Below are 22,784 nucleotides of genomic sequence, written 5' to 3'. Positions count from 1 at the left end.
TTTCACATCTTTCTACGTTCTCCATTATAGCACAATCCATAAATATGTCAAACGTTTTGCAGAATTTTATTTTTTTAGGGCTAAACCGTTGATTTTTAATGTGAAAACGTTTAATATAAAAAGTGACATATTTGACAGAAATAGGAGATACCCATGAATTTACCAACTGAAGTCCGCTATCGTCCCTATGCAGACTGGACTGTGGAAGAAAAAGAAAAGATTGCTGCAAATGTTGCGGCTTCTCCTTGGCATGCCAACTACCATTTAGAACCTAAGACTGGCTTGCTCAACGACCCGAATGGATTTTCCTACTTTAATGGAAAATTCCAGCTCTTCTATCAAAATTGGCCCTTTGGCGCTGCCCACGGCTTGAAACAATGGATTCATGCTGATTCAGAAGATTTAGTTCATTTTACAGAAACAGATATCAAACTCCTTCCCGACCACGCGCATGACAGCCACGGTGCTTACTCAGGGTCTGCCTACCCAGTCGGTGATAAGCTTTTCCTCTACTATACTGGAAATGTCCGCGATGAAAATTGGGTACGTAATCCACTACAGATTGGTGCTTGGTTGGACAAGGAAGGCAAAATTGAAAAATTTGACGAAGTCCTCATTCAACAGCCTGATGATGTGACCGAACACTTCCGTGATCCTCAAATCTTCGACTATCAAGGTCAATTTTACGCTATTATTGGCGCGCAGAACCATGACAAACAGGGTTTTATCAAGCTTTATAAAGCAGTTGATAATGATGTGAAAAACTGGGAATTTATTGGCGACCTTGACTTTGGTGGAACAGGTTCTGAGTACATGATTGAGTGCCCAAACTTGGTCTTTGTAGATGGCAAACCTGTTCTTCTCTACAGCCCACAAGGTCTGGATAAGGCAGAGCTTAACTACGATAACATCTACCCAAATACCTACAAGATCTTCCAAGAATTTGACCCTGAAAATGCAAAACTAATTGGTGGAGCAGATATCATCAACCTAGATTATGGCTTTGAAGCCTATGCAACTCAAGGCTTCAATAGCCCTGATGGTCGTGCTCTAATCGTTAGCTGGATTGGACTACCTGATGTGGACTACCCAACTGACCACTACGACTATCAAGGAGCCATGAGTTTGGTCAAGGAGCTGTCTATCAAGGACGGGAAACTCTACCAAATTCCTGTAAAAGCCATAGAAAATCTCCGTTCCAGCCAAGAAACTTTCGGAGATAAGACTACAACAGGTAATTGCTATGAGTTGGACTTGACGATTGCTGAAAACAGCCGAGCTGAATTGGTACTCTTTGCTAACCAAAAAGGAAATGGACTAGCTGTTACAATCGATACTAAAAATGGAAATGTGCGGATTGACCGCTCAAAAGCAGGCAAACAGTACGCGATTGACTTCGGTGTAACACGCGAATGTAGCATTGACACTGACCAGACAAGCGCTCGTATCTTCATTGATAAATCTATCTTTGAAATCTTCATCAACGGAGGTGAAAAAGTCTTTACCGGACGTGTTTTCCCAGACACTGACCAGTCAGGCATCCAAGTCCTATCTGGTAAGGTGACCGGAACTTACTACGAATTGACTTACTAATATGGTTGCAAAATTAACAGACGTCGCTGAGTTGGCGGGGGTTAGCCCGACTACCGTCTCTCGCGTTATCAACAAAAAAGGCTATCTTTCCCAGAAAACCATTGACAAGGTTCAGTCTGCCATGCGGGAGTTGGGCTACAAACCCAACAATCTGGCCCGCAGTTTACAGGGGAAATCTGCCAAACTCATCGGGCTCATTTTTCCAAATATCAGCAATATCTTCTATGCCGAATTGATTGAACGCCTTGAAATTGAACTTTTCAAAAAAGGCTACAAGACCATTATTTGCAATAGCGAAAATAACTCCATCAAAGAACGGGAATATCTGGAAATGCTGGCTGCCAATCAGGTTGACGGCATCATCTCATCCAGTCACAATCTAGGCATTGAGGACTATGAACGTGTGGAGGCACCAATTGTCGCCTTTGACCGCAATCTGGCTCCTAATATTCCTATCGTGTCTTCTGATAACTTTGAAGGCGGCAAATTAGCTGCTCAAACTTTGGAAAAAAATGGCTGCAAAAATATCATCATGATTACAGGTAATGATAATTCCGAATCTCCGACAGGACTACGCCAGCTTGGCTTCTCCTTCCATCTCGGAAAACAAACGCCCATTATCAAAGTACCAAACAACCTCTCCAATATGCGCCGCGAAATGGAAATCAAGTCTGTCATCGCATCACAGAAACCAGACGGTATCTTTGTATCCGATGACCTAACCGCCATCTTAACTATCAAAGTCGCTGGACAGCTCGGACTCCATATCCCACAAGACTTGAAAATCATTGGCTACGACGGGACAGACTTTGTTCAAAATTTCTATCCACAACTGACAACGATCAAACAGCCACTGGAAGAAATTGCTAACCTGACCGTCGAAGTTCTGCTTAAAAAAATTGCAGGCGAGAAAACCAGCAAAGACTATATCCTTCCTATCCAACTACTTCCTGGAAATAGTATCTAAAAAACTCCCGAGACATTTCTCGAGAGTTTTTCTAATTTTTAGGAGAACTATTTATGAATGATGAACATTATTGAGCTGGTGATTCTGCTGCTGTTTTAGGAGGAACAACATTAAATTCTTTATCCAATTCAATGCTAGAAAGTTTAGCAACTTCTGTCATTTTAATCTTCATATCAACTACCAAACCTACAAGAGTTTGGTCATAAACCGACTCACCTAATTTGGCATCAATTTGTGAATCAATTGGCATCATCTCATTGTGAATAGCTTTAATTTTCTCAAAAGTTGACTTATCAAGCTCTAATGTTTTAACTTTATTCATTAATGCACGATAGTTTGCTTGAATGTCATAACCAATTTTTTTATTTTCAACTTGCGCCGTTAACCCCTTAGCAAGTTCTGACAACTTAGTTGCTACAGCATCAATACCGGCTTGAGTCAATTCTTTTACTTCTAATCCGTTTTTAGCTTCTGCTACAGCTTCATCAAATGCTTTAATAGTCTCTTCTGAAAGCTCTACCGTTGCTGCTTCCTTAGCATTATTTACTTCTTCCAATGCTGAAAGGTAGCTTTCACCATTAACCTTCCAACCAAGAATTTGGAATTCAGAGAGGTATGGAGAATTACCATTATAGGTCTTTTTGATATCAAGCTTCCAATAACGTGCTAATACATTAACAGAATTTTCTTCAATCAATTTACCATTCGTAATATTAGCAACTTCTACCCAATCTTCTGATTTAAGTTTTGTGACATCTGTAATATGTGGATTTTTAGGAACTAGGATAGTTGCTTCTTTAATACGATGTTCTACAAGATTCCCACCAATGCCTGTCTCAGGATTGATGATGCGCCAATGACGCACCAAGCCTAAACTTCCGAGATCTGCAAGTATTGTTCCTTTCTCATAAAAAGATCTATAAGTGGTACTTTTATCTCCATCAAATACATATTTTATAACATCTCTCATCCCAGGAGTATTCTCTACAATTTTAGCACCAAGAGATAAATTCTCCATAAATTTCTTACCTTGCCCAACATGAACTTTCATTTGATGGATTTCTTGGTCTCCGTTATAAATACGGACATCATAACTTTCATCAGTTGAAGTGTTAAGTGAGCGATTAGTCTCTTCTCTTAATGTTGATGTAGAGCTTACAACGGTATGGTTATCATATTTGGCACGAAATTCTTCATATGTCCAATTTTGATCAACAAATTTACGACCATCAATCTCTTTTTGCTTATAAACATCAAAATCCTCTTTCCCGCTAATGAAAAATCCTGCCTTAGTCACGCTACCGAACACTGCTTGTGAAAAAATGTCATAAGGAACACCATCAGCTGGTACTGTCACTTCTGTTGTCTCATAAGATTCCGGAAGATAGCCACTTGGTTTTTGACCTTCAAAAACTGTATCGCTGTTGTTTGCCAATGGGTTGTTCTTTTTAACTGTTGCTAGCAAGGTTGCCAGGCCACCTTTATCTCCTTCAAAATCAAACTTATTGTTAGATAAATCAAATTTAGTCAACTTGGTCATAGAATCCACATCAAGATCAGCAAGAGATTGCAACTCCGATTTTGGCAATTGGAGAATTTCTAGACCTGACATACCAGTCAGCTTGATATCACCTGTTTTACGTAAGCTATCTGGCAAGTCTGTTTCTTTTAGCTCTTTTAAGTCTGTCAAATTGGTCATTTCAAGTGAAGTTAGTTTGCTCAACTTGTTCAAGCCAGTCAAGTTTGTAATACCAAGACCATCCAATTTTAGACCTTTTGTATAAAGCGCCAAATCACCGCGATAAGGGCTTACTTGCTCTTTAACAGCTTGCAAAAGCGCTGGATCTGGGAAATCAGTTGCATTGATAAGAGCATAATCTTTATTTTTTAACATCTCAGCTTTTAATGCTCTCGAAACCGAATAATCTGTTTTAACAATTTTATCTAAGTCAGGATTCTTTTGTAATTTTTTGGGATGACCTACACCGTCACGTTCCAAAGCATAACTGAAGATTCCTCCTTTCAATCCACCATCTGGTTGCCAATTAGCATAATCTTTAGCACGAGTCCCTTCAATACTTTTCGAAACTTGAGGGTTTGATGCATCATATTGATTTACATCAAACCATTGATTATTATCAGGTGCTCCTTCTTCATAAAAAGTAAACCCAATCATAAACTGCCTTGGAGAAATATATTGACTATAACCTTTCCAATCCTCAACAATATTTTTTCCTTGTGGTCCATAATATTGACGAAGCACTAAATCTAACGACTTAGCATTTTCTTTCAAAATAGTATGGTTATCTGATCGAAGTGTGGTATCAAGAATTAACATTTTTTCATTGTCAGCACCATTCTTACCAATCAATTTTGCAATTTCTACAAAAACTTTATTGGCACGCTCAACTTGCGCTCTTTCTTCCGGCTTGGCATCAGAGCGTACATTATAATCATGTAACTCAACATCAATATCCAATCCGTCTACTTCACGATCATAAACATACTTTTCAACTATAGCTTTAGCTAAAGCCTTATTACTCTCCTCAGTGTCTTCTGGATAAACATCTTTAGATAGGCCTGCTTTACCACTTAATTCTTTTACACCAATTGTCTGAACAACCGCTGTTCCTTGAGCATGCATTTTAGGAATATACTCCTCTTTTAAAATCTTCCAAAATGGACTTTCCTCATGGACATAGTTATCAAAAACAAATAAAATATCTACGTCACTAGGTACATCAGCCATTGAGTTAGGGCGTCCAAAATTTTTATTAAGTTCTGCTTCTTGAACATGACCGTCCTTATCTTTTGCAGCTTCTTCGTTCTTTGTCGCTTCCTTATCATGCCATGTACGGAAATAACCACCATAGATTGGTCCGCGTGTTCCTTGACGGATTTCATTCACAATTCCCTTGCTATCTTTTGCACGCGCACCTTGTTCTTGAGCGTGAACAATCGTTGGCTCCAAGCTTGAAAGTCCGAAGCTTCCTCCAGCTTGCACTGAAGCACTTGCCAAAACTGCTGCGCAGACCAAACCAACTGCACACTTGGTAAATTGACGTTTATCCATTTGATCCTCCTTGGATAATGTATGATATAGTCTTATGAAGTCACTTTTTATTTGTAAGCGATTTCATTTCGTTGACTAAAGTATACCAGTCCTCTATTTTACAAAAAATACAGAAAATATAGATTTCTTACTACAAAGTTAAGAAATCCTGCATAAATATTTATACATTTCTATTTTGTCGCAATTTTGAAAAATTCCCGTAATAAGCCTGTAACTATTGATTTTTAGCAACATTCCCTTTCAGATAATTTGCTTAAAAATTACAATGATTTTACTTTTTTATACAAAAAAACACCCCTTGAGGGATGTTGATTTATTCAGTAACAAAGTGAGTCAAAACACCATTGATGAATTTGACAGAGGCTTGGTCTGAGAATTCTTTCGCTAATTCGATGGCTTCATTGACCGCGACACGCGCAGGTGTTTCTTCAAAGTAGCAGGCTTCATACAAGCCGAGACGCAAGAGGCTCTTGTCAATCGTGGTTAAACGATCCAAGGTCCAACCAGCTTTCAAGTACTGACTGAGCTCTTTATCCAATTCTTCGCGGTGAGCATCCACTCCTGTCACGAGATTGAGAAGAAAGAGCGGGATTTCCACTTCTCCTTCTACTTCTTCCTTGTCGTAAAGGTAAGAAAATTGTGCTGCTTGTAGCGGATCTTGTCCAAATTCAAGGGACACGATGGCCTGCAAGGCGCATTGACGCAGGTATCTTCTCGAATCCTTATTCTTCATCGAGGAAGTCCTCGCCGAACAAGTCTTTCAAGTCTGGTTTTGGTGTTTTTTCTGGAACAATACCATCTACGTGAACATTCACTGTTGAAACAGTTACTTCAGCGTAATTATGGATAGCTGTCTTAACAGCTTTTTGGATGTTCATTGAAACTGTTGGAACATTTACACCGTATTCCAAGTAGACATAGATGTCTGCTGTAACAGTACCGTCTTCGTCTGTACGGAGGTAAACTCCACGATTAAGGGCTGTTTTTGACAATCCATCTGTAATGCTCTTGTTATGAAGCGAATGCACACCCTCCACTTTAGCAGAAGCGATACCTGTAATAACTTCTAGCACGTGTGGGGCGATAACGATTTCGCCAAGATTTTCTTTTGTCATAGTTTTTCCTTTCTTTCAGTTCCACCCAAGGAGCGAAGTGAGCGAGGATTAAGCGCGTGAAACGTAAGTTCCTTCAGCAGTATTGATGACCAATTTTTGGCCTGCTTCGATGAAGTCTGGTACGTTTACCACAAGGCCAGTTTCCATAGTTGCTGGTTTACCAGAACCTGTAACAGTAGCACCTTTGATAGATGGTTGTGTTTCAGCAACTGTCAATTCAACAGTTGTAGGTACTTGCACACCGATAACTTCTGTTCCGTAGAATTGAATTTTTACTTCTGAGTTTTCCAAGATGTAAAGCAATTCTTGCTCAACGTTTACAGTTGGGATTTCATATTGCTCAAAGCTTTCAGTATCCATGAAGTACGCAATATCGTCCATTTGGTAAAGGTAAGTTGCCACGCGTGTTTCAATGATGGCTTGGTCAAATTTTTCGTCTGGACGGTAAGTTGTGTCAAATGTTGAACCAGTACGAACATCACGTAATTTCATACGCATGATAGTATTTCCTTTACCTGGTTTGTGGTGGCTTGCTTCCAATACGCGGAGCAAACGGCCATCATCTGTTGTAAACGTCATACCTGATCTTAATTTACTTGCATCTACCATGTGTAGTCTACCTCTTCAAAATTTATTATTCGTTCTATTTTATCATAGAAAAGGATTTTTCTCAAATCTTTCATTCAGCTGGAACAAGGCTTATTTGAGAACAATCAATTCTTTCGGTGCTTTTGTCAAGACTTCACAACCTGTTTCTGTGATGAGGAGGTCATCTTCAATACGAACACCATATTTATCTGGCAGATAGATACCTGGCTCATCCGTTACCATATAACCAGCCTCTAATTTTGCATCGGAATTGCCAAAGAAAGGAATCTCATGAATATCCAAACCAATCCCGTGTCCAATCCCGTGAGTAAAGTAGTCTCCGTAACCTGCTTCATTGATGATTGCGCGTGGAATCCCATCAAAATCACGGTAGCTCATGCCTGCTTTAGCTTGCTCAATCAAGGTCTGGTTAGCACGAAGGGTTACATCGTAGATTTCGCGCTCTTCATCTGTCACTTGACCAATGTGAATAGTACGCGTCATATCGCTGACATAATGTTTGTAATAGCAACCAAAGTCAAAGGTTACTGTCTCTCCTGCCATGATCAACTTGTCACTGGCACGCCCATGCGGCATAGCAGAGCGGTAGCCTGATGCCACGATAAATTCAAAGGAAGCTCCGTCAGCACCCAATTGACGCATGCGAGCGTCCAAGAAGTGGTTGACTGCCATTTCTGTTGTTTGCCCTGGCTTGATAAAGTCCAACACATCGATAAAGGCTTGATCTGAAATGGCACAGGCCTTGCGAATGGTTTCAATTTCTACCTGGTCTTTAATCATGCGCAACTCTTCGATAAAGTTGGTCTCTGCTGCTAGCGTTACTCTTGGAAAATTCGTTTGTAACCCTTGATAAAATGAGAAAGTTACTTCACTCTCAAATCCGATTTTTTCCAATTTATCTGCAGCAACAATTTTTGCAATTTCTACCAGAGGAGTACGAGTTTCGATGATATCAAATCCATGTACATTTTCCTTAGCAATCAAGGTATAACGGGCATCTGTCAAAAAGAGACGGCGATTTTTAGAAATAAAAACGGTCCCAGCTGTTCCCCAAAAATCTGTCAAATAATAGATATTATTTTGCCCTGTCACCAAAAAACCATCTAAGTCTGTCTGCGCTAATTTTGCCTCAAAACGTGCTAAACGATCTGCCAAATGTTGTTTCATATCTACTACTCCTTGTTCTATCTGTTACTAGATATTGTAGCACGATTGGAGAGGGATGAAAAGAGGGATTTTCACTATTGACAAGGCTATATTCTAGGCTTAAAATAATAGTGCTTCATCCTATATTTATTTTGGAGGTTTTTATGAAAAAGAAGAATAGTTGCTTAACAGTATTCTTATATCTCTTAGGTGGATTACTTATCCTCTCTCTGATTCTCATGTTGATGCCCGTCATCCTCATTGGTGGTGTAATCGCCTTTTGGTACTATACCAAGAAAAAACCTGATCCAAAGAAACGAAATTTTGCTCTTACTGCAATAATAATTGGACTTATTGGTAGCTTGTTTGCAGTCCCTTCAATGCTGAAAAATAATGATACTAATACCAATTCCTCTATTCAAACCTTGGTTTCAAATAGCTCCACTAAACACTCCAAAAGAAAATCTACTCAAGAAAATAGTCAAACAAAACCAAGCATTGATCCCAACATTAATCAAGCTGAAACTGCCGTAGCAAGTCTAGAACAAGCTCCTAACGAGGAACAATATAGCATTGCTACTGCCGCCGTTGAAAAAGTAACGGACCCCCAGAAAAAAGCCGAACTTGAAAATCGTCTAGCCCTTGTCCAACAAAACTTAGCCACCCAAGAAGCAGAAACTAGCGTCAAATATCTGGAAGATCATCAAGAACGGGGAAATATCGAGCCCGCCAAACAAAAAATAAGTGCTGTTATAGATGAAGCCCAGCGAAATGGATTTGAAAATCGGATTAGTGCAGTTGTCACAGCCATTGAAACCCGTGAAGCCCAAGCAGCTCAGCAAGAAGCCGAAGAAGCTGCAGCTGCACAAGAAGAACGGATTGTCTATATTACCGGCGGTGGAAAATCTGCTGTTTATTGGTATTCTACAACAAATATGCCTCATAACACTAACATGTCAAATATCATCACAATGTCTGAAGCAGAAGCGATACGGATGGGAAAACGGCACTCCCGATCTGATTAATCTAAACTGCAACAAAGCCATCCGTAGAAAATCTACGGATGGCTTTGTTGTTTTACAACTCTATCACATGTACATCATAGCCAATCGCTTCGATGAATTTCACCAAGTCTGGAGTGTCTAGGAAAATAGTCTTTTCATTGGTGTTAGGATGAAAACTCATGCGTTTTTCAGGCATAATTTCCTGGTCAATGTAAACCGCGATGTCTTTTTCAGGATTATTGAGGAGACCAAACGGAGATACTACACCTGGTGGCAGGAGCATTTTATCATAAAGGCTATCGCTTGATGCCATACGAATCCGGTTTGCTCCGACAATCTCCTTGAACTGGTCCATGTCTAGCATTTTTTGCTCATCCATGATAAGGAGATAAAATTGCGTCTTTTTCTTATTGGTCAAAAACATAGTCTTGGTACGAACACCGTCAATACCTTCGATAAAGCTGTCCGCCTGTTCAGTGGTCAAGGCAGGTTCGTGCTCCACAATTTGAAAAGTTATACCTAAGTCATTTAATTTGTCAGCAACAGGTGTATAGAGGTCCATCATGTTTCTCCTTTTGCATTTATTTGACTATATTTTACCACAATTTTTCAACATAAAAACACAAAAAAACAGCTGGAAAAGCTGTCTTTTATAAATGCAATTTGGGTTTTAAATAGTGTCCTGTATAGGAAGCCGGATTGGCCGCCACTTCTTCTGGTGTTCCTGTCGCAACAATGGTTCCACCACCGACACCGCCTTCTGGGCCGAGGTCAATAATGTGGTCTGCAGTTTTAATAACATCCAGATTGTGCTCAATCACCAAGACAGTATTGCCATCATCTACAAAACGAGAGAGCACCTTGAGCAGACGCGCAATATCTTCTGTATGCAGACCGGTCGTCGGCTCGTCGAGGATATAGAGCGACTTGCCAGTCGAACGCTTATGAAGCTCGGAAGCCAGTTTCATCCGTTGCGCTTCTCCTCCTGAAAGAGTGGTAGCTGGTTGCCCCAAGGTCACATACCCCAGTCCTACATCCTGAATGGTACGAAGTTTCCGCTCAATTTTTGGCAAATGCTTGAAAAATTCCACTGCATCATTAACCGTCATATCCAATACTTCAGAGATATTTTTCTCCTTGTAATGCACTTCCAAGGTTTCACTGTTGTATCTGCGACCATGACACACTTCACAAGGGACAAAGACATCTGGCAAGAAGTGCATTTCAATCTTGATAATCCCATCACCGGAACAGGCTTCACAACGACCGCCCTTGACATTGAAAGAGAAACGGCCTTTCTTGTAACCACGAACCTTGGCTTCATTTGTCTGCGCAAAAAGGTCGCGAATATCATCAAATACACCAGTATAGGTAGCTGGGTTGGAACGCGGAGTACGACCAATCGGACTCTGATCAATATCAATGAGACGGTCCACGTGTTCAATTCCTGTCAGAGCCCTGTGTTTTCCAGGCTTTTCAGAATTGTTGTTAAGCTTGTGAGCCACTGCTTTTTTAAGAATGCTATTGACAAGTGTAGACTTACCAGAACCGGACACGCCCGTCACCGCGATAAATTTGCCCAAGGGGAATCGAGCCGTCACATTCTGCAAATTGTGCTCTGTCGCTCCTTGAACTTCAAGGAAACGACCATTGCCCACACGACGTTCAGTTGGAACTGGAATTTCCCGTTTGCCAGAAAGATATTGCCCCGTGATAGACTTTTTATTTTTAGCAACTTGGGCAGGTGTACCTGCCGCAACAATTTCACCACCAAAGACACCTGCACCGGGGCCCACATCAATCAAGTAATCCGCTGCCATCATGGTATCTTCATCATGTTCCACCACAATCAAAGTATTACCCAAATCTCGCATTTTCTTCAGACTATCGATCAAACGATCATTGTCCCGCTGATGAAGACCGATGGAGGGTTCATCGAGGATATAGAGGACACCAGACAGGTTGGAACCAATCTGAGTTGCTAGACGAATGCGTTGACTTTCTCCACCAGACAGCGTGCCCGCAGTCCGAGACAGGGTCAGATAGTCCAGACCAACATTGCTGAGGAAGGTCAAACGGTCACGCACTTCTTTGACAATGGGTGTTGCAATAGTTTTTTCATTTTCAGAGAGTTGCAGGTGTGCCAAGACTTCCAAGTGGTCCGCTATAGACAAGTCTGAAATTTGTCCGATATGAAGTCCCTCTTCTCCCCCAACCTTGACCGCTAAAGCTTGGTCATTGAGGCGATAACCGTGACAAGTCTGACAGGCCAACTCATTCATATAAGCTTTCATCACATTGCGCGTGTAATCACTATTAGTATCATGATAACGACGGTTAACATTGGTAATGACACCCTCAAAAGGAATGTCAATATCGCGCACACCACCAAAATCATTTTCGTAGTGGAAATGAAACTCCTTGCCATCCGAACCATACAGAATCACGTTCTGCTCTTCTTCAGACAGATTTTCCCAAGGTGTATCCAAATCAATCCCAAACTGAGTCATAGCCTGTTCCAGCATACTTGGATAGTAGTTGGAAGAAATCGGATTCCATGGCGCAATAGCCCCTTCTCTCAAGGTCTTTGTCCCGTCAGGCACGATCAAGTCCGTATCAACTTCCAGACGCATTCCCAAGCCGTCACACTCCGAGCAAGAGCCAAACGGTGCATTGAAAGAAAAGAGACGGGGTTCCAGCTCAGGCACAGTAAAACCACAAACAGGACAAGCATAATGCTCAGAAAAGAGCAATTCCTTGCCATCCATGGTATCAATCACTACATAGCCATCTGCCAAACGCAGGGCAGCTTCTACCGAATCAAAGAGACGCGAACGTACCCCTTCTTTGAGAACAATCCGGTCCACAACAATCTCAATATCATGTTGCTTACTCTTAGATAATTCAGGCACTTCCGTCACATCGTAGACTCCTCCATTGACTCGAACGCGAACGTAGCCATCTTTTTGCACTTTTTCAAAGACAGTCTTGTGCTGCCCTTTTTTCTTACGAACAATTGGCGCTAAAATCTGCAGACGTTGGCGCTCAGGCAATTCTAAAATCTCGTCAACAATTTGCTCCACTGATGAAGCTGAAATGGCTCCATGTCCATTAATACAGTAAGGAGTTCCAACACGAGCATAGAGCAAACGGAGATAGTCATGAATTTCCGTTGCTGTTCCTACCGTAGAACGTGGATTTTTGGATGTTGTCTTTTGGTCAATCGAAATAGCTGGACTCAAGCCCTCAATTGAATCCACATCCGGCTTTTCCATATTGCCTAAAAACTGCCGAGCATAGGCTGACAAACTCTCCACATAACGGCGTTGTCCTTCCGCATACAGCGTATCGAAAGCCAGACTGGATTTACCAGAGCCTGATAACCCCGTTACGACCACTAGCTTGTCACGAGGAATGGTCACATCAATATTTTTTAAATTGTGGGCGCGAGCCCCATGAATCACAATCTTATCTTGCATATTTTCTTTACCTCTTAAACCCCACTATTATAACACATTTTCCATAAAAACCTTTTCCTTTACCTCTCTTTTTGATATAATAGGGGGTGCGTCGTGTGCGCTAAAATTCAACTGAGGAGGGTCCTGTATGAAGCAAATTTTTCTTTCTACAATTACTGATTTAGAAGAAATCCAAACATTCCAACCAGGTGCTTGGATTAACTTGGTCAACCCTTCCCAGAGCGAGTCTATGGAAGTCGCTGAACACTTTAATATCGACATCACTGACTTGCGCGCCCCGCTCGATGCTGAAGAAAGTTCTCGTATCGTGGTAGAGGATGACTACAAGCTCATCATCGTTGACGTTCCTATTTTAGAAGAGCGCAACAACATGACCTACTATGTCACTATTCCACTCGGTATTATCTTGACCGAGGATAGCATCATTACTACCTGTTTGGAAAAATTACCACTCTTTGACCAATTTATCCATCATCGTTTGCGAAATTTCTATACTTTTATGAAATCACGCTTCGTTTTCCAAATTCTTTACCGCAATGCCCAACTCTATCTATCAGCCTTGCGGACCATTGACCGAAAGAGCGAAGAAATCGAAAGCCAACTCCATGAAGCGACCAAGAATGAAGAACTAATTGTTCTCATGGAGCTAGAAAAAACCATCGTCTACTTTAAGGCTTCCCTTAAAATGAACGAGCGAATCGTTAAAAAGCTATCTGGCTCTTCTAGCCTATTGCGTAAATACGAAGAAGATGAAGACTTGTTGGAAGACACTATGGTTGAGACCCAGCAGGCCTTGGAAATGGCTGACATCTATGGCAACATCTTGAACTCTATGACGCAAGCCTACGCTTCTATCATTTCGAACAATCAAAATACCATTATGAAGACACTGGCTTTGGCAACCATCGTTCTCTCTGTCCCTACCATGGTCTTTTCGGCCTACGGGATGAACTTCAAAGGAAATGCCATCCCCTTCAACGATATTCCTCATGCATTTGAATGGGTCATCTTTGCAGCCTTTGCCATCAGCCTTTCCCTTACCTTCTACTTCATCCGAAAAAGATGGTTCTAAACTTATCTACACAGAAAGACAATCACATGGAATTACAAGAATTAACTAAGAAAAACCAAGAATTTATCCATATCGCAACTAGCCAACTCATCAAAGATGGCAAATCTGATCAAGAAATCAAGGCTCTTCTTGAAGAAATCCTTCCAACAATCATCGAAAATCAGAAGAAAGGCGTCACAGCTCGCGGTCTCTACGGAGCACCAAGTGATTGGGCTAAAAGCTTTACCAAATCTGCTGACCAAACTAACACTACACCAGAAACAAATGACAACCCTTGGCTCATGTGGCTTGATTCTAGTTTGCTCATCTTAGGACTCCTAGGAGCAATCAACGGACTTATGAATCTCTTCCAATCTGGAACAAAGTATGGTCTCTTGACTTTCTTGACAATCGGTTTTGGTGTTGGTGCAGGAATTTACCTCATGTACCACCTTATCTATCGTAATATGGGAAAAGATGGGCAACGACCAAAATTCTGGAAAGCCATTCTCTATCTCATTCTCACAACCCTTGCCTGGTCTGTTGTCTTCCTCTTGGCCGCATTGATTCCAGCAGCCATCAATCCAACCCTCTCACCAACTGCCACTCTCCTCTTCGCAGCAGTTGCAATCGGTTTGCGGATCTATTTGAAAAAACAATTCAACATACGTAGCGCTATGCAGCCTGTACAATAAAATTAAAGACAGACTACGGTCTGTTTTTTGATGCTTCTTTATTTCTAAGCACACAAAAATGACCCGTGCGAGGCAGGTCATTATTCACTCTTGCATTTCCATGCTCACGAAAGACAGTCCTACGAGCTAGGTTTCTGCACTTTTTCGTTTCTAGGTGCAAAGAAAAAGAGGTCCATCGGACCTCTTTTTTAATCTTCGTTTACGAATGGCAAAAGAGCCATAACGCGAGCACGTTTGATCGCTGTTGTTACTTTACGTTGGTTTTTAGCTGAAGTTCCAGTCACACGACGTGGCAAGATTTTACCACGTTCTGAGATGAAACGGCTAAGAAGCTCAGTATCTTTGTAATCAACATATTCAATTTTGTTAGCTGCGATGAAGTCAACTTTTTTACGGCGTTTGAAACCGCCACGACGTTGTTGAGCCATGTTTTTTCTCCTTTATAGTTTTAATTCAGTCCATCCTTAGAATGGAAGATCATCATCTGAAATATCCATTGGATTAGTTGTACCAAATGGACTTTCTTCGCGTGCAAAGTTTGGTGTAGATTGTGCAGGTGCTTGATAAGGCGAATTATAGTCATTGCCACCAGAATATGAATTTCCAGCGCTGTAACCACCACCTTGACCTTCACGTGCAGTACGGCTTTCCAAAAGTTGGAAATTATCTGCAACAACTTCTGTCACATAGACACGTTGTCCTTGCTGATTTTCATAATTACGAGTCTGAATACGACCTGTAATTCCAATCAAAGCACCTTTTTTAGCCCAGTTTGCCAAATTTTCAGCTTGCTGGCGCCAAATAACAACGTTAATAAAATCCGCTTCACGCTCACCATTTTGATTTTTAAATTGGCGGTTAACAGCCAAGGTAAAAGTCGCAACGGCCTGATTAGACGGTGTGTAACGAAGCTCTGCATCACGGGTCATACGACCAACTAGTACTACATTATTAATCATACACTATCCTTACGCGTCAGTTTTGACGATCATGTGACGAAGAATATCGCCGTTGATTTTTGACAAACGGTCAAACTCGTTAAGAGCTACATCATCGTTTGCTTCAACGTTAACGATATGGTAAAGTCCTTCGCGGAAATCTTTGATTTCGTATGCAAGACGACGTTTTTCCCAATCTTTTGATTCAACAACAGTTGCACCGTTGTCAGTCAAGATAGCGTCAAAACGTGCTACCAAAGCGTTTTTAGCTTCTTCCTCAATGTTTGGACGAATAATATAAAGAATTTCGTATTTAGCCATTGATAGTTCCTCCTTTTGGTCTAATGACCTACACTCCTTGGTGCAGGTAAGTGAGGGATACTCACAAGAAACTATTATACCACAATTCACAACAAAAGCAAGAAAAAAGCAGGCCTAAACCCACTTTTTTCTGCTTATTCTACACTGAAAAGATATGGATAAACTGGTTGATTACCTTGGTGGATTTCAACTTCGATATCTTCAAATTTCTCTTCTAGGTCATCAGCGATTTCTTGCGCCAAATCTCGGCTACCATCTTCGCCGACATAAATTGTAACAATTTCGCTATCTTCGTCCAACATTTTGGCAAAGGTTTTTTCCAATGTTTCCATCATATCTGGGCTAGACACAACGATTTTTCCGTCAACCATACCCAAATTATCATTTTCATGGATTTCAAGACCGTCAATCGTTGTATCGCGAACAGCTGTCGTTACACTACCACTCTTGACATCAGCAAGTGAAGCAGTCATAGCTTCAAAGTTATCTTCTATAGAGCTGTTTGGATCGAAGGCCAAAAGACTAGTAAAGCCTTGAGGAATCGTACGTGTCTCAATAACCTTAACCGCAACTTCTGCAACTTCTGCCGCAGATTGAGCCGCCATGAAGATATTTTTGTTGTTTGGCAAGATGATGACATTACGCGCATTCACCAAATCAATCGCTTTAACAAAATCTTCTGTTGAAGGGTTCATGGTTTGACCACCTGAAATCACATAGTCTACACCTTGTGATTTGAAGATTTCTGTCAAACCTTCACCAGCTGCTACAGCAATCACTGCATATTCTTTTTGCTCAGCTGGTTTTTGGTAAGTATCTTTTTCAAGAACTGCCTCATGCTGATTACGCATGTTGTCTACTTTGACCTTCACCAAGCTACCGTATTGGAGACCCGCTTGCATCACAAGCCCTGGATCTTCAGTATGGACGTGGACCTTAACAATTTCATCATCATTGACAACCAAGAGAGAGTCCCCAAGGTCGTTCAAGTAATTACGGAATTCTTCATATTCAAAGTCTTTGACGTAAGTTGGTCCTTGACGAAGAGCCACCATGATTTCTGTACAGTAACCAAATTTAATGTCTTCAGTCGCTACGTGACCTGCTACAGATTTATGGTGCTCAGCGTTAATCATCTCCGTCATGACTGCTGGAGTTGCTTGGAATTCTTCAGAAGCAATGTATTCCCCTGTCAAAGCTGACAAGAAACCTTCGTAGATATAAACCAAACCTTGACCACCAGAGTCCACAACTCCAACTTCTTTCAAAACTGGCAACATTTCTGGCGTTTTCTTAAGAGCACGGTTTGCACCTTCCAAGGTTGCACGCATTACTTCAACAGCATCATCTGTTTCTTCTGCTTTTTTAAGAGCAGCAGTTGCAGCACCACGAGAAACTGTCAAGATAGTCCCTTCAACTGGCTTCATAACCGCCTTGTAAGCAACTTCTACACCATTTTGGAAGGCATGAGCCAAGTCTTTCCCATCAAGTTCTTCTTTGCCCTTGATAGACTGACCAAAACCACGGAATAATTGGGAAGTGATAACACCTGAATTTCCGCGAGCGCCCATCAACAAACCTTTTGATAAGATTTGCCCAACTTCACCAACTGTTGAAGCTGGTTTGTCCGCAACTTCTTTGGCACCATTTGTAATCGTCATTCCCATATTTGTACCAGTATCTCCATCTGGAACTGGGAAAACGTTCAATGAATTAACATATTCTGCTTGTTTATTCAATCGAGAAGATGCTGCCTGCACCATTTCTTGAAATAAACTAGTTGTAATTTTTGACACAATTATTCTCCTACGACCTTGATATTTTGAATGTAAACATTAACAGTATCTGCTGCGATTCCAAGTTGGTTTTCAAGATTGAATTTTACACGTTCTTGGATATTGCGAGAAACTTCGCTGATTTTGACACCGTAACTCATGACAGTGTAAACATCAACTGCAATGTTTCCTTCTTCAGTCGTTTTTACAACAACACCTTTGGCATAATTTTCCTTACGAAGGAGGGCCTGGAAATTATCCTTGATGGCTGACTTGCTGGCCATACCGACTACACCGAAAATTTCAGTTGTAGCACCGCCGACAACTGTGGCAATCACGTCATCAGTCAATTCGATTTGGCCGTCTTTTGTATTGATTTTAACAGTCATATTTTGCTACCTCAAATAGTTTTATCACACTATTTTACCATAATTTCAAGCTCCTGTAAAAAAGAAGACTGTTACAACCGATATCTTCTCCTTTTGGACACAAAAAAATGACCCTTAAGGATCACTTCTTCTGTTATTAAACGCGTTCTACTTTGCCTGATTTCAAAGCACGAGCTGAAACCCAAACTTTTTTAGGTTTACCGTCGATCAAAACAGTAACTTTTTGAAGATTTGGTTTAACAGTACGTTTTGTTTGGTTCATAGCGTGTGAACGGTTGTTTCCTGAAACAGTCTTACGACCAGTAAAGTAACATACTTTAGCCATTTGTATTTCCTCCTACGTAGTATAATTAAGGATGTGCTAGCACCACATACTAGACCATTCTACCACAACTATGTGTGTGATGCAAGATTTTTTTCTGTTAATTTCAGATATAGTCTACTTCTCTTCTTATAGAATCTCAGAATCTAGAACACAAGAAGAAAAAAACTATATATCAGACTTTTTATGAAGCTTTGTTTGCTCCAAATCAGAGATTTGTTCGCAGATAACCTATATTCTCTACAAAATAGAAAAAGATCTGAATAATCAGAGCTCCTTCACTTTATTCAATTAAGCTTTGTTTGCTCCAAATCAGTGATTTGTTCGCAGATAACCTATATTCTCTACTACAAAGTAGAAAAAGACCTGAATAAGCAAATCTTCTTTTCCTCTTCATTCAATTATACTTTGTGTGCTTACGATGAAACATCGTTTCGTAGAAAGTCATGAAAAAAGAAAACCTACTGTATTGTAGATTTTCTTCATTATTTTCAAAAATATTTGATTAGGCTTTGTTTGCTCCAAATCAGAGCTTTGTTCGCAGTTTTACGCCTTATTTGCTGAACCGAATACGTCGATACGTTCTTCAACTGATGCTTGGATAGCTTTTACGCCGTCAGCCAAGAATTTACGTGGGTCGAAGAGTTTTTTCTTGTCGTATTCTGCTTCGTTCGCTTCATAAGCTGCTGCAAATTTACGAGTTGCGTTAGCAAATGCGATTTGGCATTCTGTGTTAACGTTAACTTTAGCAACACCCAATTTGATAGCTTCTTGAATTTGTTCGTCAGGGATACCTGAACCACCGTGCAATACGATTGGGAAACCTGGAACAGCTTCAGTCAATTTCTTCAAGTGGTCAAGGTCAAGACCTTCCCAGTTTGCTGGGTAAGGACCGTGGATGTTACCGATACCTGCAGCAAGGAAGTCGATTCCTGTAGCAACCATAGCAACAGCGTCTTCGATTGGTGCCAATTCACCTTTACCGATGATACCATCTTCTTCACCACCGATAGTACCCACTTCAGCTTCCACTGAGATACCTTTAGCGTGTGCCAATTCAACTACTTCTTTCGCTTTTGCAAGGTTTTCTTCAACTGGAAGGTGTGAACCGTCAAACATGATTGAAGTGTAACCAACTTCGATACACTCAAGTGCATCTTCGTAGTGACCGTGGTCAAGGTGGATAGCAACTGGTACAGTGATGTTCATTGACTCAACAAGACCAGCAATCAAGTTGCGAGCTACTTTGTAACCACCCATGTATTTCGCTGCGCCCATTGAAGTTTGGATGAGAACTGGAGCTTGTTTAGCTTCTGCTGCACGCAAGATAGCTTGTGTCCACTCAAGGTTGTTTGTATTAAATCCACCAACAGCATATCCGTTTTCACGAGCTGCTTGGACAAATTTTTCTGCTGAAACTAATGGCATTAGAATCGCCTCCTATTATTTTTTGGGGAACTCCCCATACCCTTTCATTCTACCATTTTTTCAGGGAAAAGGCTAGTCTTATCTGGTTTTCTATGCGCTTTCATAGTTTTATTTTATAATTTGCAACAAAAAAAGACAGGTACAAAACCTGTCTACTTCTGCGGAAAGGGGGACTTGAACCCCCACGACCTAAAGCGGTCACAGGATCCTTAGTCCTGCGCGTCTGCCAATTCCGCCATTTCCGCTTAACACAAGAACTAGTATATCATCACACTAGTTCTTTGTCAACACTTTTTTCAAAAAAATTGAAAATTATTTCATGTTTTTTACTGCAGCTGTTACAAAGGCTGTGTAAAGCTCTTCAGCATGGTTTGGACGTGATTGCAACTCTGGGTGATATTGCGCAGCCACGAAGAATTTTTTCTCTGGTAATTCAACAATTTCCATCAAACGGTTGTCTGGTGAGACACCTGAGAAGACAAAACCAGCCGCTTCAAATCGCTCACGGAATTTTGTGTTGAACTCATAACGGTGACGGTGACGACGCTGAACCACTTCTTGGTTGTTGTAAGCTGCTGCTGCTTTTGAGCCAGCTTTCAATTTACATGGGTAAAGACCAAGACGGAGGGTACCACCCATGTCTTCAATGTCGATTTGATCACGCATGATATCAATGATTGGGTATGGTGTTTCTGGATCCAATTCTGCAGAGTTAGCACCTGCAAGGTTAAGAACGTTACGAGCATACTCGACACAGGTCAACTGCATACCAAGACAGATACCAAGCATTGGCACATCGTTTTCACGTGCATAGCGGATAGCTTCAATCTTACCTTCTGTTCCACGGTGACCAAAACCACCAGGAACAATGATACCATCAGCATCACCAACCAGTTCAGCAATGTTATCAGCAGTGACTTCCGCAGCGTTAACCCATTTAAGATCAATAGCCGCATCATTAACGAAACCTGAGTGTTTAAGGGCCTCAACAACTGACAAGTAGGCATCTGGCAATTCAACGTATTTACCAACCAAAGCGATTTTAACTTTTTTCTCAAGGTTAAGAACCTTGTCAACCATCTCTGACCATTCTGTCATATCTGCTTTTGGTACATCAATCTTCAAGTGGTCACAAACGATTTGGTCCATGTTTTGCGCTTGCATGTTAAGTGGCACTTGGTAGATGTGCTCAACGTCCATAGACTTGATAACAGCTTCTGGCGCCACGTCACAGAATTGAGCCAATTTGTTTTTCACACCTTGCTCAACAGGTTGCTCTGTACGGATAACCAACATATTTGGTTGGATACCAAGACCACGCAATTCTTTAACAGAATGTTGTGTTGGTTTGGTTTTCATCTCACCCGCAGCTTTAAGGTATGGAAGGAGTGTTGTGTGGATATACATGACATTGTCTGAACCCACATCAGCCTTCATTTGACGAAGAGCTTCAAGGAATGGAAGCGACTCGATATCCCCAACGGTCCCACCAACTTCTGTAATAATCACGTCTGAGTCAGTTGTCATGGCAGCGCGTTTGATTTTTTCTTTCAAAGCATCTGTGATGTGTGGTATAACCTGAACAGTCGCACCAAGATACTCACCACGACGTTCTTTTTTAAGGACTTCGCTGTAAATTTTACCAGTTGTCACATTTGAGTATTTGTTCAAGTTAATGTCGATGAAGCGCTCATAGTGACCAAGGTCAAGGTCAGTTTCCGCACCGTCATCTGTTACATAAACTTCACCGTGTTGGTAAGGGCTCATTGTCCCTGGGTCAATGTTAATGTATGGATCAAATTTTTGGATAGTGACTTTCAAGCCACGGTTTTTCAAAAGACGACCAAGACTCGCTGCAACAATCCCTTTACCAATAGAAGAAACTACACCGCCTGTTACAAAAATATATTTTGTCAATTTTTACTCCTTTAGAATTTTTCTTCTGGGAAAAACAAAAATAGCCCCCTAGAAACTAGGGAGCCTTTTCACCGACCTCTAAAAAGAGGTGCCCGTACAATATCATAAACTATTTCCAGATTCTTGTCAAATTTCTTTTCCGAAAACTTACTCTACTTCTTCCAAATCGTCATCAGAGTATTCATCATCTTCTTCGTTCAATTCAACATCTTCATCCAAGTCTTCGTCTGGAATGATTTTGTTAATTTCTGAGTCATATGATTCTACTTCATCTTTTTCGTCATCTGGATTTTCTTCATCATATGAAGAGTTGTCTTCTGTGTCATCATCGTATGAATCTTCATCTTCTGGATCATCGTTACCATAATCAATGGCATCATCATCTCCATCCATGAAGGCATTAACACGTTTTTTCTTACGTTTTGGTGCATCTTCATCGTCTTCTTCAAGTGTAATCACTTCTTCGTCGATTTCGTCGATTGCATACCATGAACGAAGTCCCCACTTGTTTTCACCTAAAGGAATAAAGCTGCCATCTACATTCAGGTCTGAATAGAAGATTGGAAGAGCTGCACGAATCTCACTGTTAGATTTTTCTAAGTAATTTTGAATTTCATTGACCAAGTCATTGAAGTACATTTCATTATCACGACCACGTTCCTCCAAGATAGCACGTGCCACCTCGATCATTGATAATTCACTTTTTTCTTGTCCTGCAAATACGTTTAATTCCAAGGTTATTCTCCTTTTTTGTCTTTCCTTACTATTTTACGCTAATTTTTACAAATAGTCAAAGATATTAACAAAGACTTTCTATTTCTCCTTCTGCGAATGTGCCATTTCTTCCTTAATGGGACAGGACACATGACAATCACCACAGGCTCCTTTTTGTTTGAGGCTATAGCGAATACTAAAGAAAACTGCTAAAGCTATCAATATTGAAATGATAATTGTTGCCATCA

22 protein-coding genes and 1 tRNA gene are annotated in these 22,784 nt (G+C 40.9%); 5 read left to right on the top strand and 18 right to left on the bottom strand.

The window, feature by feature from the left end; genetic code table 11:
• Window positions 1-153 precede the first annotated feature (153 nt).
• Together ACHUFA_RS00545 and ACHUFA_RS00540 are read left to right on the top strand one after the other, a co-directional pair.
• Window positions 154-1,593, top strand: a complete 1,440-nt coding sequence (locus tag ACHUFA_RS00545; protein ID WP_222347117.1) for a sucrose-6-phosphate hydrolase — start codon at window positions 154-156, stop codon at window positions 1,591-1,593.
• A 1-nt stretch (window position 1,594) separates the two neighbouring features.
• Window positions 1,595-2,560, top strand: a complete 966-nt coding sequence (locus ACHUFA_RS00540) for a LacI family DNA-binding transcriptional regulator (protein ID WP_222347118.1) — start codon at window positions 1,595-1,597, stop codon at window positions 2,558-2,560.
• Between the two features lie 67 nt (window positions 2,561-2,627).
• Here the strand turns inward: ACHUFA_RS00540 and ACHUFA_RS00535 are convergent, their stop codons facing one another.
• The 5 genes from ACHUFA_RS00535 to ACHUFA_RS00515 form a co-directional block, all read right to left on the bottom strand.
• On the bottom strand, window positions 2,628-5,579 hold the full coding sequence (locus ACHUFA_RS00535; RefSeq protein WP_394404609.1) for an EndoS/ChiA family endoglycosidase: 2,952 nt from the start codon (window positions 5,577-5,579) through the stop codon (window positions 2,628-2,630).
• A gap of 367 nt (window positions 5,580-5,946) precedes the next feature.
• Window positions 5,947-6,366 carry a transcription antitermination factor NusB gene (gene nusB, locus ACHUFA_RS00530; protein WP_394404608.1) on the bottom strand — a complete coding sequence of 140 codons (420 nt, stop codon included), beginning with the start codon at window positions 6,364-6,366 and terminating at the stop codon, window positions 5,947-5,949.
• Entirely contained in the window at window positions 6,356-6,748 is a 393-nt protein-coding gene (locus ACHUFA_RS00525; RefSeq protein WP_394404607.1) for an Asp23/Gls24 family envelope stress response protein, read from the bottom strand. The genes nusB and ACHUFA_RS00525 overlap by 11 nt, the downstream gene beginning before the upstream one ends.
• A 48-nt stretch (window positions 6,749-6,796) precedes the next feature.
• On the bottom strand, window positions 6,797-7,357 hold the full coding sequence (gene efp, locus ACHUFA_RS00520) for an elongation factor P (RefSeq protein ID WP_222347122.1): 561 nt from the start codon (window positions 7,355-7,357) through the stop codon (window positions 6,797-6,799).
• A 90-nt stretch (window positions 7,358-7,447) separates the two neighbouring features.
• Window positions 7,448-8,512: a M24 family metallopeptidase gene (locus ACHUFA_RS00515; RefSeq protein WP_394404781.1), complete on the bottom strand. Its 1,065-nt coding sequence runs from the start codon at window positions 8,510-8,512 to the stop codon at window positions 7,448-7,450.
• A 155-nt stretch (window positions 8,513-8,667) separates the two neighbouring features.
• Between ACHUFA_RS00515 and ACHUFA_RS00510 the strand changes: the two genes are divergently transcribed.
• The gene (locus ACHUFA_RS00510; RefSeq protein ID WP_394404606.1) at window positions 8,668-9,528 is read left to right on the top strand and encodes a hypothetical protein; all 861 of its coding nucleotides are present in this window, start codon (window positions 8,668-8,670) and stop codon (window positions 9,526-9,528) included.
• A gap of 52 nt (window positions 9,529-9,580) precedes the next feature.
• On the opposite strand, the gene ACHUFA_RS00505 is transcribed toward ACHUFA_RS00510, so the two are convergent.
• Window positions 9,581-10,069 (bottom strand): prolyl-tRNA synthetase associated domain-containing protein, encoded by a 489-nt coding sequence (locus tag ACHUFA_RS00505; protein WP_222347186.1) that lies wholly within the window; start codon window positions 10,067-10,069, stop codon window positions 9,581-9,583.
• Between the two features lie 88 nt (window positions 10,070-10,157).
• The gene (gene uvrA, locus ACHUFA_RS00500) at window positions 10,158-12,986 is read right to left on the bottom strand and encodes an excinuclease ABC subunit UvrA (protein ID WP_222347124.1); all 2,829 of its coding nucleotides are present in this window, start codon (window positions 12,984-12,986) and stop codon (window positions 10,158-10,160) included.
• Window positions 12,987-13,113: 127 nt separating this feature from the next.
• On the opposite strand from uvrA, the gene ACHUFA_RS00495 reads away from it, so the two are divergent.
• Together ACHUFA_RS00495 and ACHUFA_RS00490 are read left to right on the top strand one after the other, a co-directional pair.
• Window positions 13,114-14,058 carry a magnesium transporter CorA family protein gene (locus ACHUFA_RS00495; protein ID WP_394404605.1) on the top strand — a complete coding sequence of 315 codons (945 nt, stop codon included), beginning with the start codon at window positions 13,114-13,116 and terminating at the stop codon, window positions 14,056-14,058.
• A 26-nt stretch (window positions 14,059-14,084) separates the two neighbouring features.
• Window positions 14,085-14,732 carry a DUF1129 domain-containing protein gene (locus ACHUFA_RS00490; protein WP_222347126.1) on the top strand — a complete coding sequence of 216 codons (648 nt, stop codon included), beginning with the start codon at window positions 14,085-14,087 and terminating at the stop codon, window positions 14,730-14,732.
• 188 nt (window positions 14,733-14,920) lie between these two features.
• Here the strand turns inward: ACHUFA_RS00490 and rpsR are convergent, their stop codons facing one another.
• The 11 genes from rpsR to ACHUFA_RS00435 form a co-directional block, all read right to left on the bottom strand.
• Window positions 14,921-15,160, bottom strand: coding sequence for a 30S ribosomal protein S18 (gene rpsR / locus ACHUFA_RS00485; protein WP_049618463.1), 240 nt, complete (start codon window positions 15,158-15,160; stop codon window positions 14,921-14,923).
• Window positions 15,161-15,196: 36 nt separating this feature from the next.
• Window positions 15,197-15,691 (bottom strand): single-stranded DNA-binding protein, encoded by a 495-nt coding sequence (locus ACHUFA_RS00480; protein WP_222347127.1) that lies wholly within the window; start codon window positions 15,689-15,691, stop codon window positions 15,197-15,199.
• Window positions 15,692-15,700: 9 nt separating this feature from the next.
• The gene (gene rpsF / locus ACHUFA_RS00475) at window positions 15,701-15,991 is read right to left on the bottom strand and encodes a 30S ribosomal protein S6 (RefSeq protein WP_222347128.1); all 291 of its coding nucleotides are present in this window, start codon (window positions 15,989-15,991) and stop codon (window positions 15,701-15,703) included.
• Between the two features lie 134 nt (window positions 15,992-16,125).
• Window positions 16,126-17,787 carry a DAK2 domain-containing protein gene (locus ACHUFA_RS00470; RefSeq protein WP_222347129.1) on the bottom strand — a complete coding sequence of 554 codons (1,662 nt, stop codon included), beginning with the start codon at window positions 17,785-17,787 and terminating at the stop codon, window positions 16,126-16,128.
• 2 nt (window positions 17,788-17,789) lie between these two features.
• A complete protein-coding gene (locus ACHUFA_RS00465) occupies window positions 17,790-18,155 on the bottom strand; it encodes an Asp23/Gls24 family envelope stress response protein (RefSeq protein ID WP_222347130.1) in 366 nt (121 codons plus the stop codon).
• 136 nt (window positions 18,156-18,291) lie between these two features.
• A complete protein-coding gene (rpmB, locus tag ACHUFA_RS00460) occupies window positions 18,292-18,480 on the bottom strand; it encodes a 50S ribosomal protein L28 (RefSeq protein WP_001140949.1) in 189 nt (62 codons plus the stop codon).
• 543 nt (window positions 18,481-19,023) lie between these two features.
• Window positions 19,024-19,905 carry a class II fructose-bisphosphate aldolase gene (locus tag ACHUFA_RS00455; protein WP_394404604.1) on the bottom strand — a complete coding sequence of 294 codons (882 nt, stop codon included), beginning with the start codon at window positions 19,903-19,905 and terminating at the stop codon, window positions 19,024-19,026.
• A 159-nt stretch (window positions 19,906-20,064) separates the two neighbouring features.
• Window positions 20,065-20,150 (bottom strand) — tRNA-Leu (locus ACHUFA_RS00450).
• A gap of 67 nt (window positions 20,151-20,217) precedes the next feature.
• A complete protein-coding gene (gene pyrG, locus ACHUFA_RS00445) occupies window positions 20,218-21,822 on the bottom strand; it encodes a CTP synthase (protein ID WP_394404603.1) in 1,605 nt (534 codons plus the stop codon).
• A 147-nt stretch (window positions 21,823-21,969) separates the two neighbouring features.
• Window positions 21,970-22,557 (bottom strand): DNA-directed RNA polymerase subunit delta, encoded by a 588-nt coding sequence (gene rpoE / locus ACHUFA_RS00440; RefSeq protein WP_222347133.1) that lies wholly within the window; start codon window positions 22,555-22,557, stop codon window positions 21,970-21,972.
• A gap of 78 nt (window positions 22,558-22,635) precedes the next feature.
• Window positions 22,636-22,782 carry a FeoB-associated Cys-rich membrane protein gene (locus tag ACHUFA_RS00435; protein WP_222347134.1) on the bottom strand — a complete coding sequence of 49 codons (147 nt, stop codon included), beginning with the start codon at window positions 22,780-22,782 and terminating at the stop codon, window positions 22,636-22,638.
• Window positions 22,783-22,784 lie beyond the last annotated feature (2 nt).

Source organism: Streptococcus hepaticus, from assembly GCF_043656315.1.
Classification (GTDB): Bacteria; Bacillota; Bacilli; order Lactobacillales; family Streptococcaceae; genus Streptococcus; species Streptococcus hepaticus.
This window is presented reverse-complemented; position numbering and strand designations above follow the sequence as displayed.

Excerpts from the sequence above, each read along its gene's own strand:
- ACHUFA_RS00545 (WP_222347117.1), top strand. The coding sequence starts at position 154 with ATGAATTTACCAACTGAAGTCCGCTATCGTCCCTATGCAGACTGGACT.
- ACHUFA_RS00540 (WP_222347118.1), top strand. The coding sequence starts at position 1,595 with ATGGTTGCAAAATTAACAGACGTCGCTGAGTTGGCGGGGGTTAGCCCG.
- nusB (WP_394404608.1), bottom strand. The coding sequence starts at position 6,366 with ATGAAGAATAAGGATTCGAGAAGATACCTGCGTCAATGCGCCTTGCAG.
- ACHUFA_RS00525 (WP_394404607.1), bottom strand. The coding sequence starts at position 6,748 with ATGACAAAAGAAAATCTTGGCGAAATCGTTATCGCCCCACACGTGCTA.
- efp (WP_222347122.1), bottom strand. The coding sequence starts at position 7,357 with ATGGTAGATGCAAGTAAATTAAGATCAGGTATGACGTTTACAACAGAT.
- ACHUFA_RS00510 (WP_394404606.1), top strand. The coding sequence starts at position 8,668 with ATGAAAAAGAAGAATAGTTGCTTAACAGTATTCTTATATCTCTTAGGT.
- ACHUFA_RS00505 (WP_222347186.1), bottom strand. The coding sequence starts at position 10,069 with ATGGACCTCTATACACCTGTTGCTGACAAATTAAATGACTTAGGTATA.
- uvrA (WP_222347124.1), bottom strand. The coding sequence starts at position 12,986 with ATGCAAGATAAGATTGTGATTCATGGGGCTCGCGCCCACAATTTAAAA.
- ACHUFA_RS00495 (WP_394404605.1), top strand. The coding sequence starts at position 13,114 with ATGAAGCAAATTTTTCTTTCTACAATTACTGATTTAGAAGAAATCCAA.
- ACHUFA_RS00490 (WP_222347126.1), top strand. The coding sequence starts at position 14,085 with ATGGAATTACAAGAATTAACTAAGAAAAACCAAGAATTTATCCATATC.
- rpsR (WP_049618463.1), bottom strand. The coding sequence starts at position 15,160 with ATGGCTCAACAACGTCGTGGCGGTTTCAAACGCCGTAAAAAAGTTGAC.
- ACHUFA_RS00480 (WP_222347127.1), bottom strand. The coding sequence starts at position 15,691 with ATGATTAATAATGTAGTACTAGTTGGTCGTATGACCCGTGATGCAGAG.
- rpsF (WP_222347128.1), bottom strand. The coding sequence starts at position 15,991 with ATGGCTAAATACGAAATTCTTTATATTATTCGTCCAAACATTGAGGAA.
- ACHUFA_RS00465 (WP_222347130.1), bottom strand. The coding sequence starts at position 18,155 with ATGACTGTTAAAATCAATACAAAAGACGGCCAAATCGAATTGACTGAT.
- rpmB (WP_001140949.1), bottom strand. The coding sequence starts at position 18,480 with ATGGCTAAAGTATGTTACTTTACTGGTCGTAAGACTGTTTCAGGAAAC.
- ACHUFA_RS00455 (WP_394404604.1), bottom strand. The coding sequence starts at position 19,905 with ATGCCATTAGTTTCAGCAGAAAAATTTGTCCAAGCAGCTCGTGAAAAC.
- ACHUFA_RS00435 (WP_222347134.1), bottom strand. The coding sequence starts at position 22,782 with ATGGCAACAATTATCATTTCAATATTGATAGCTTTAGCAGTTTTCTTT.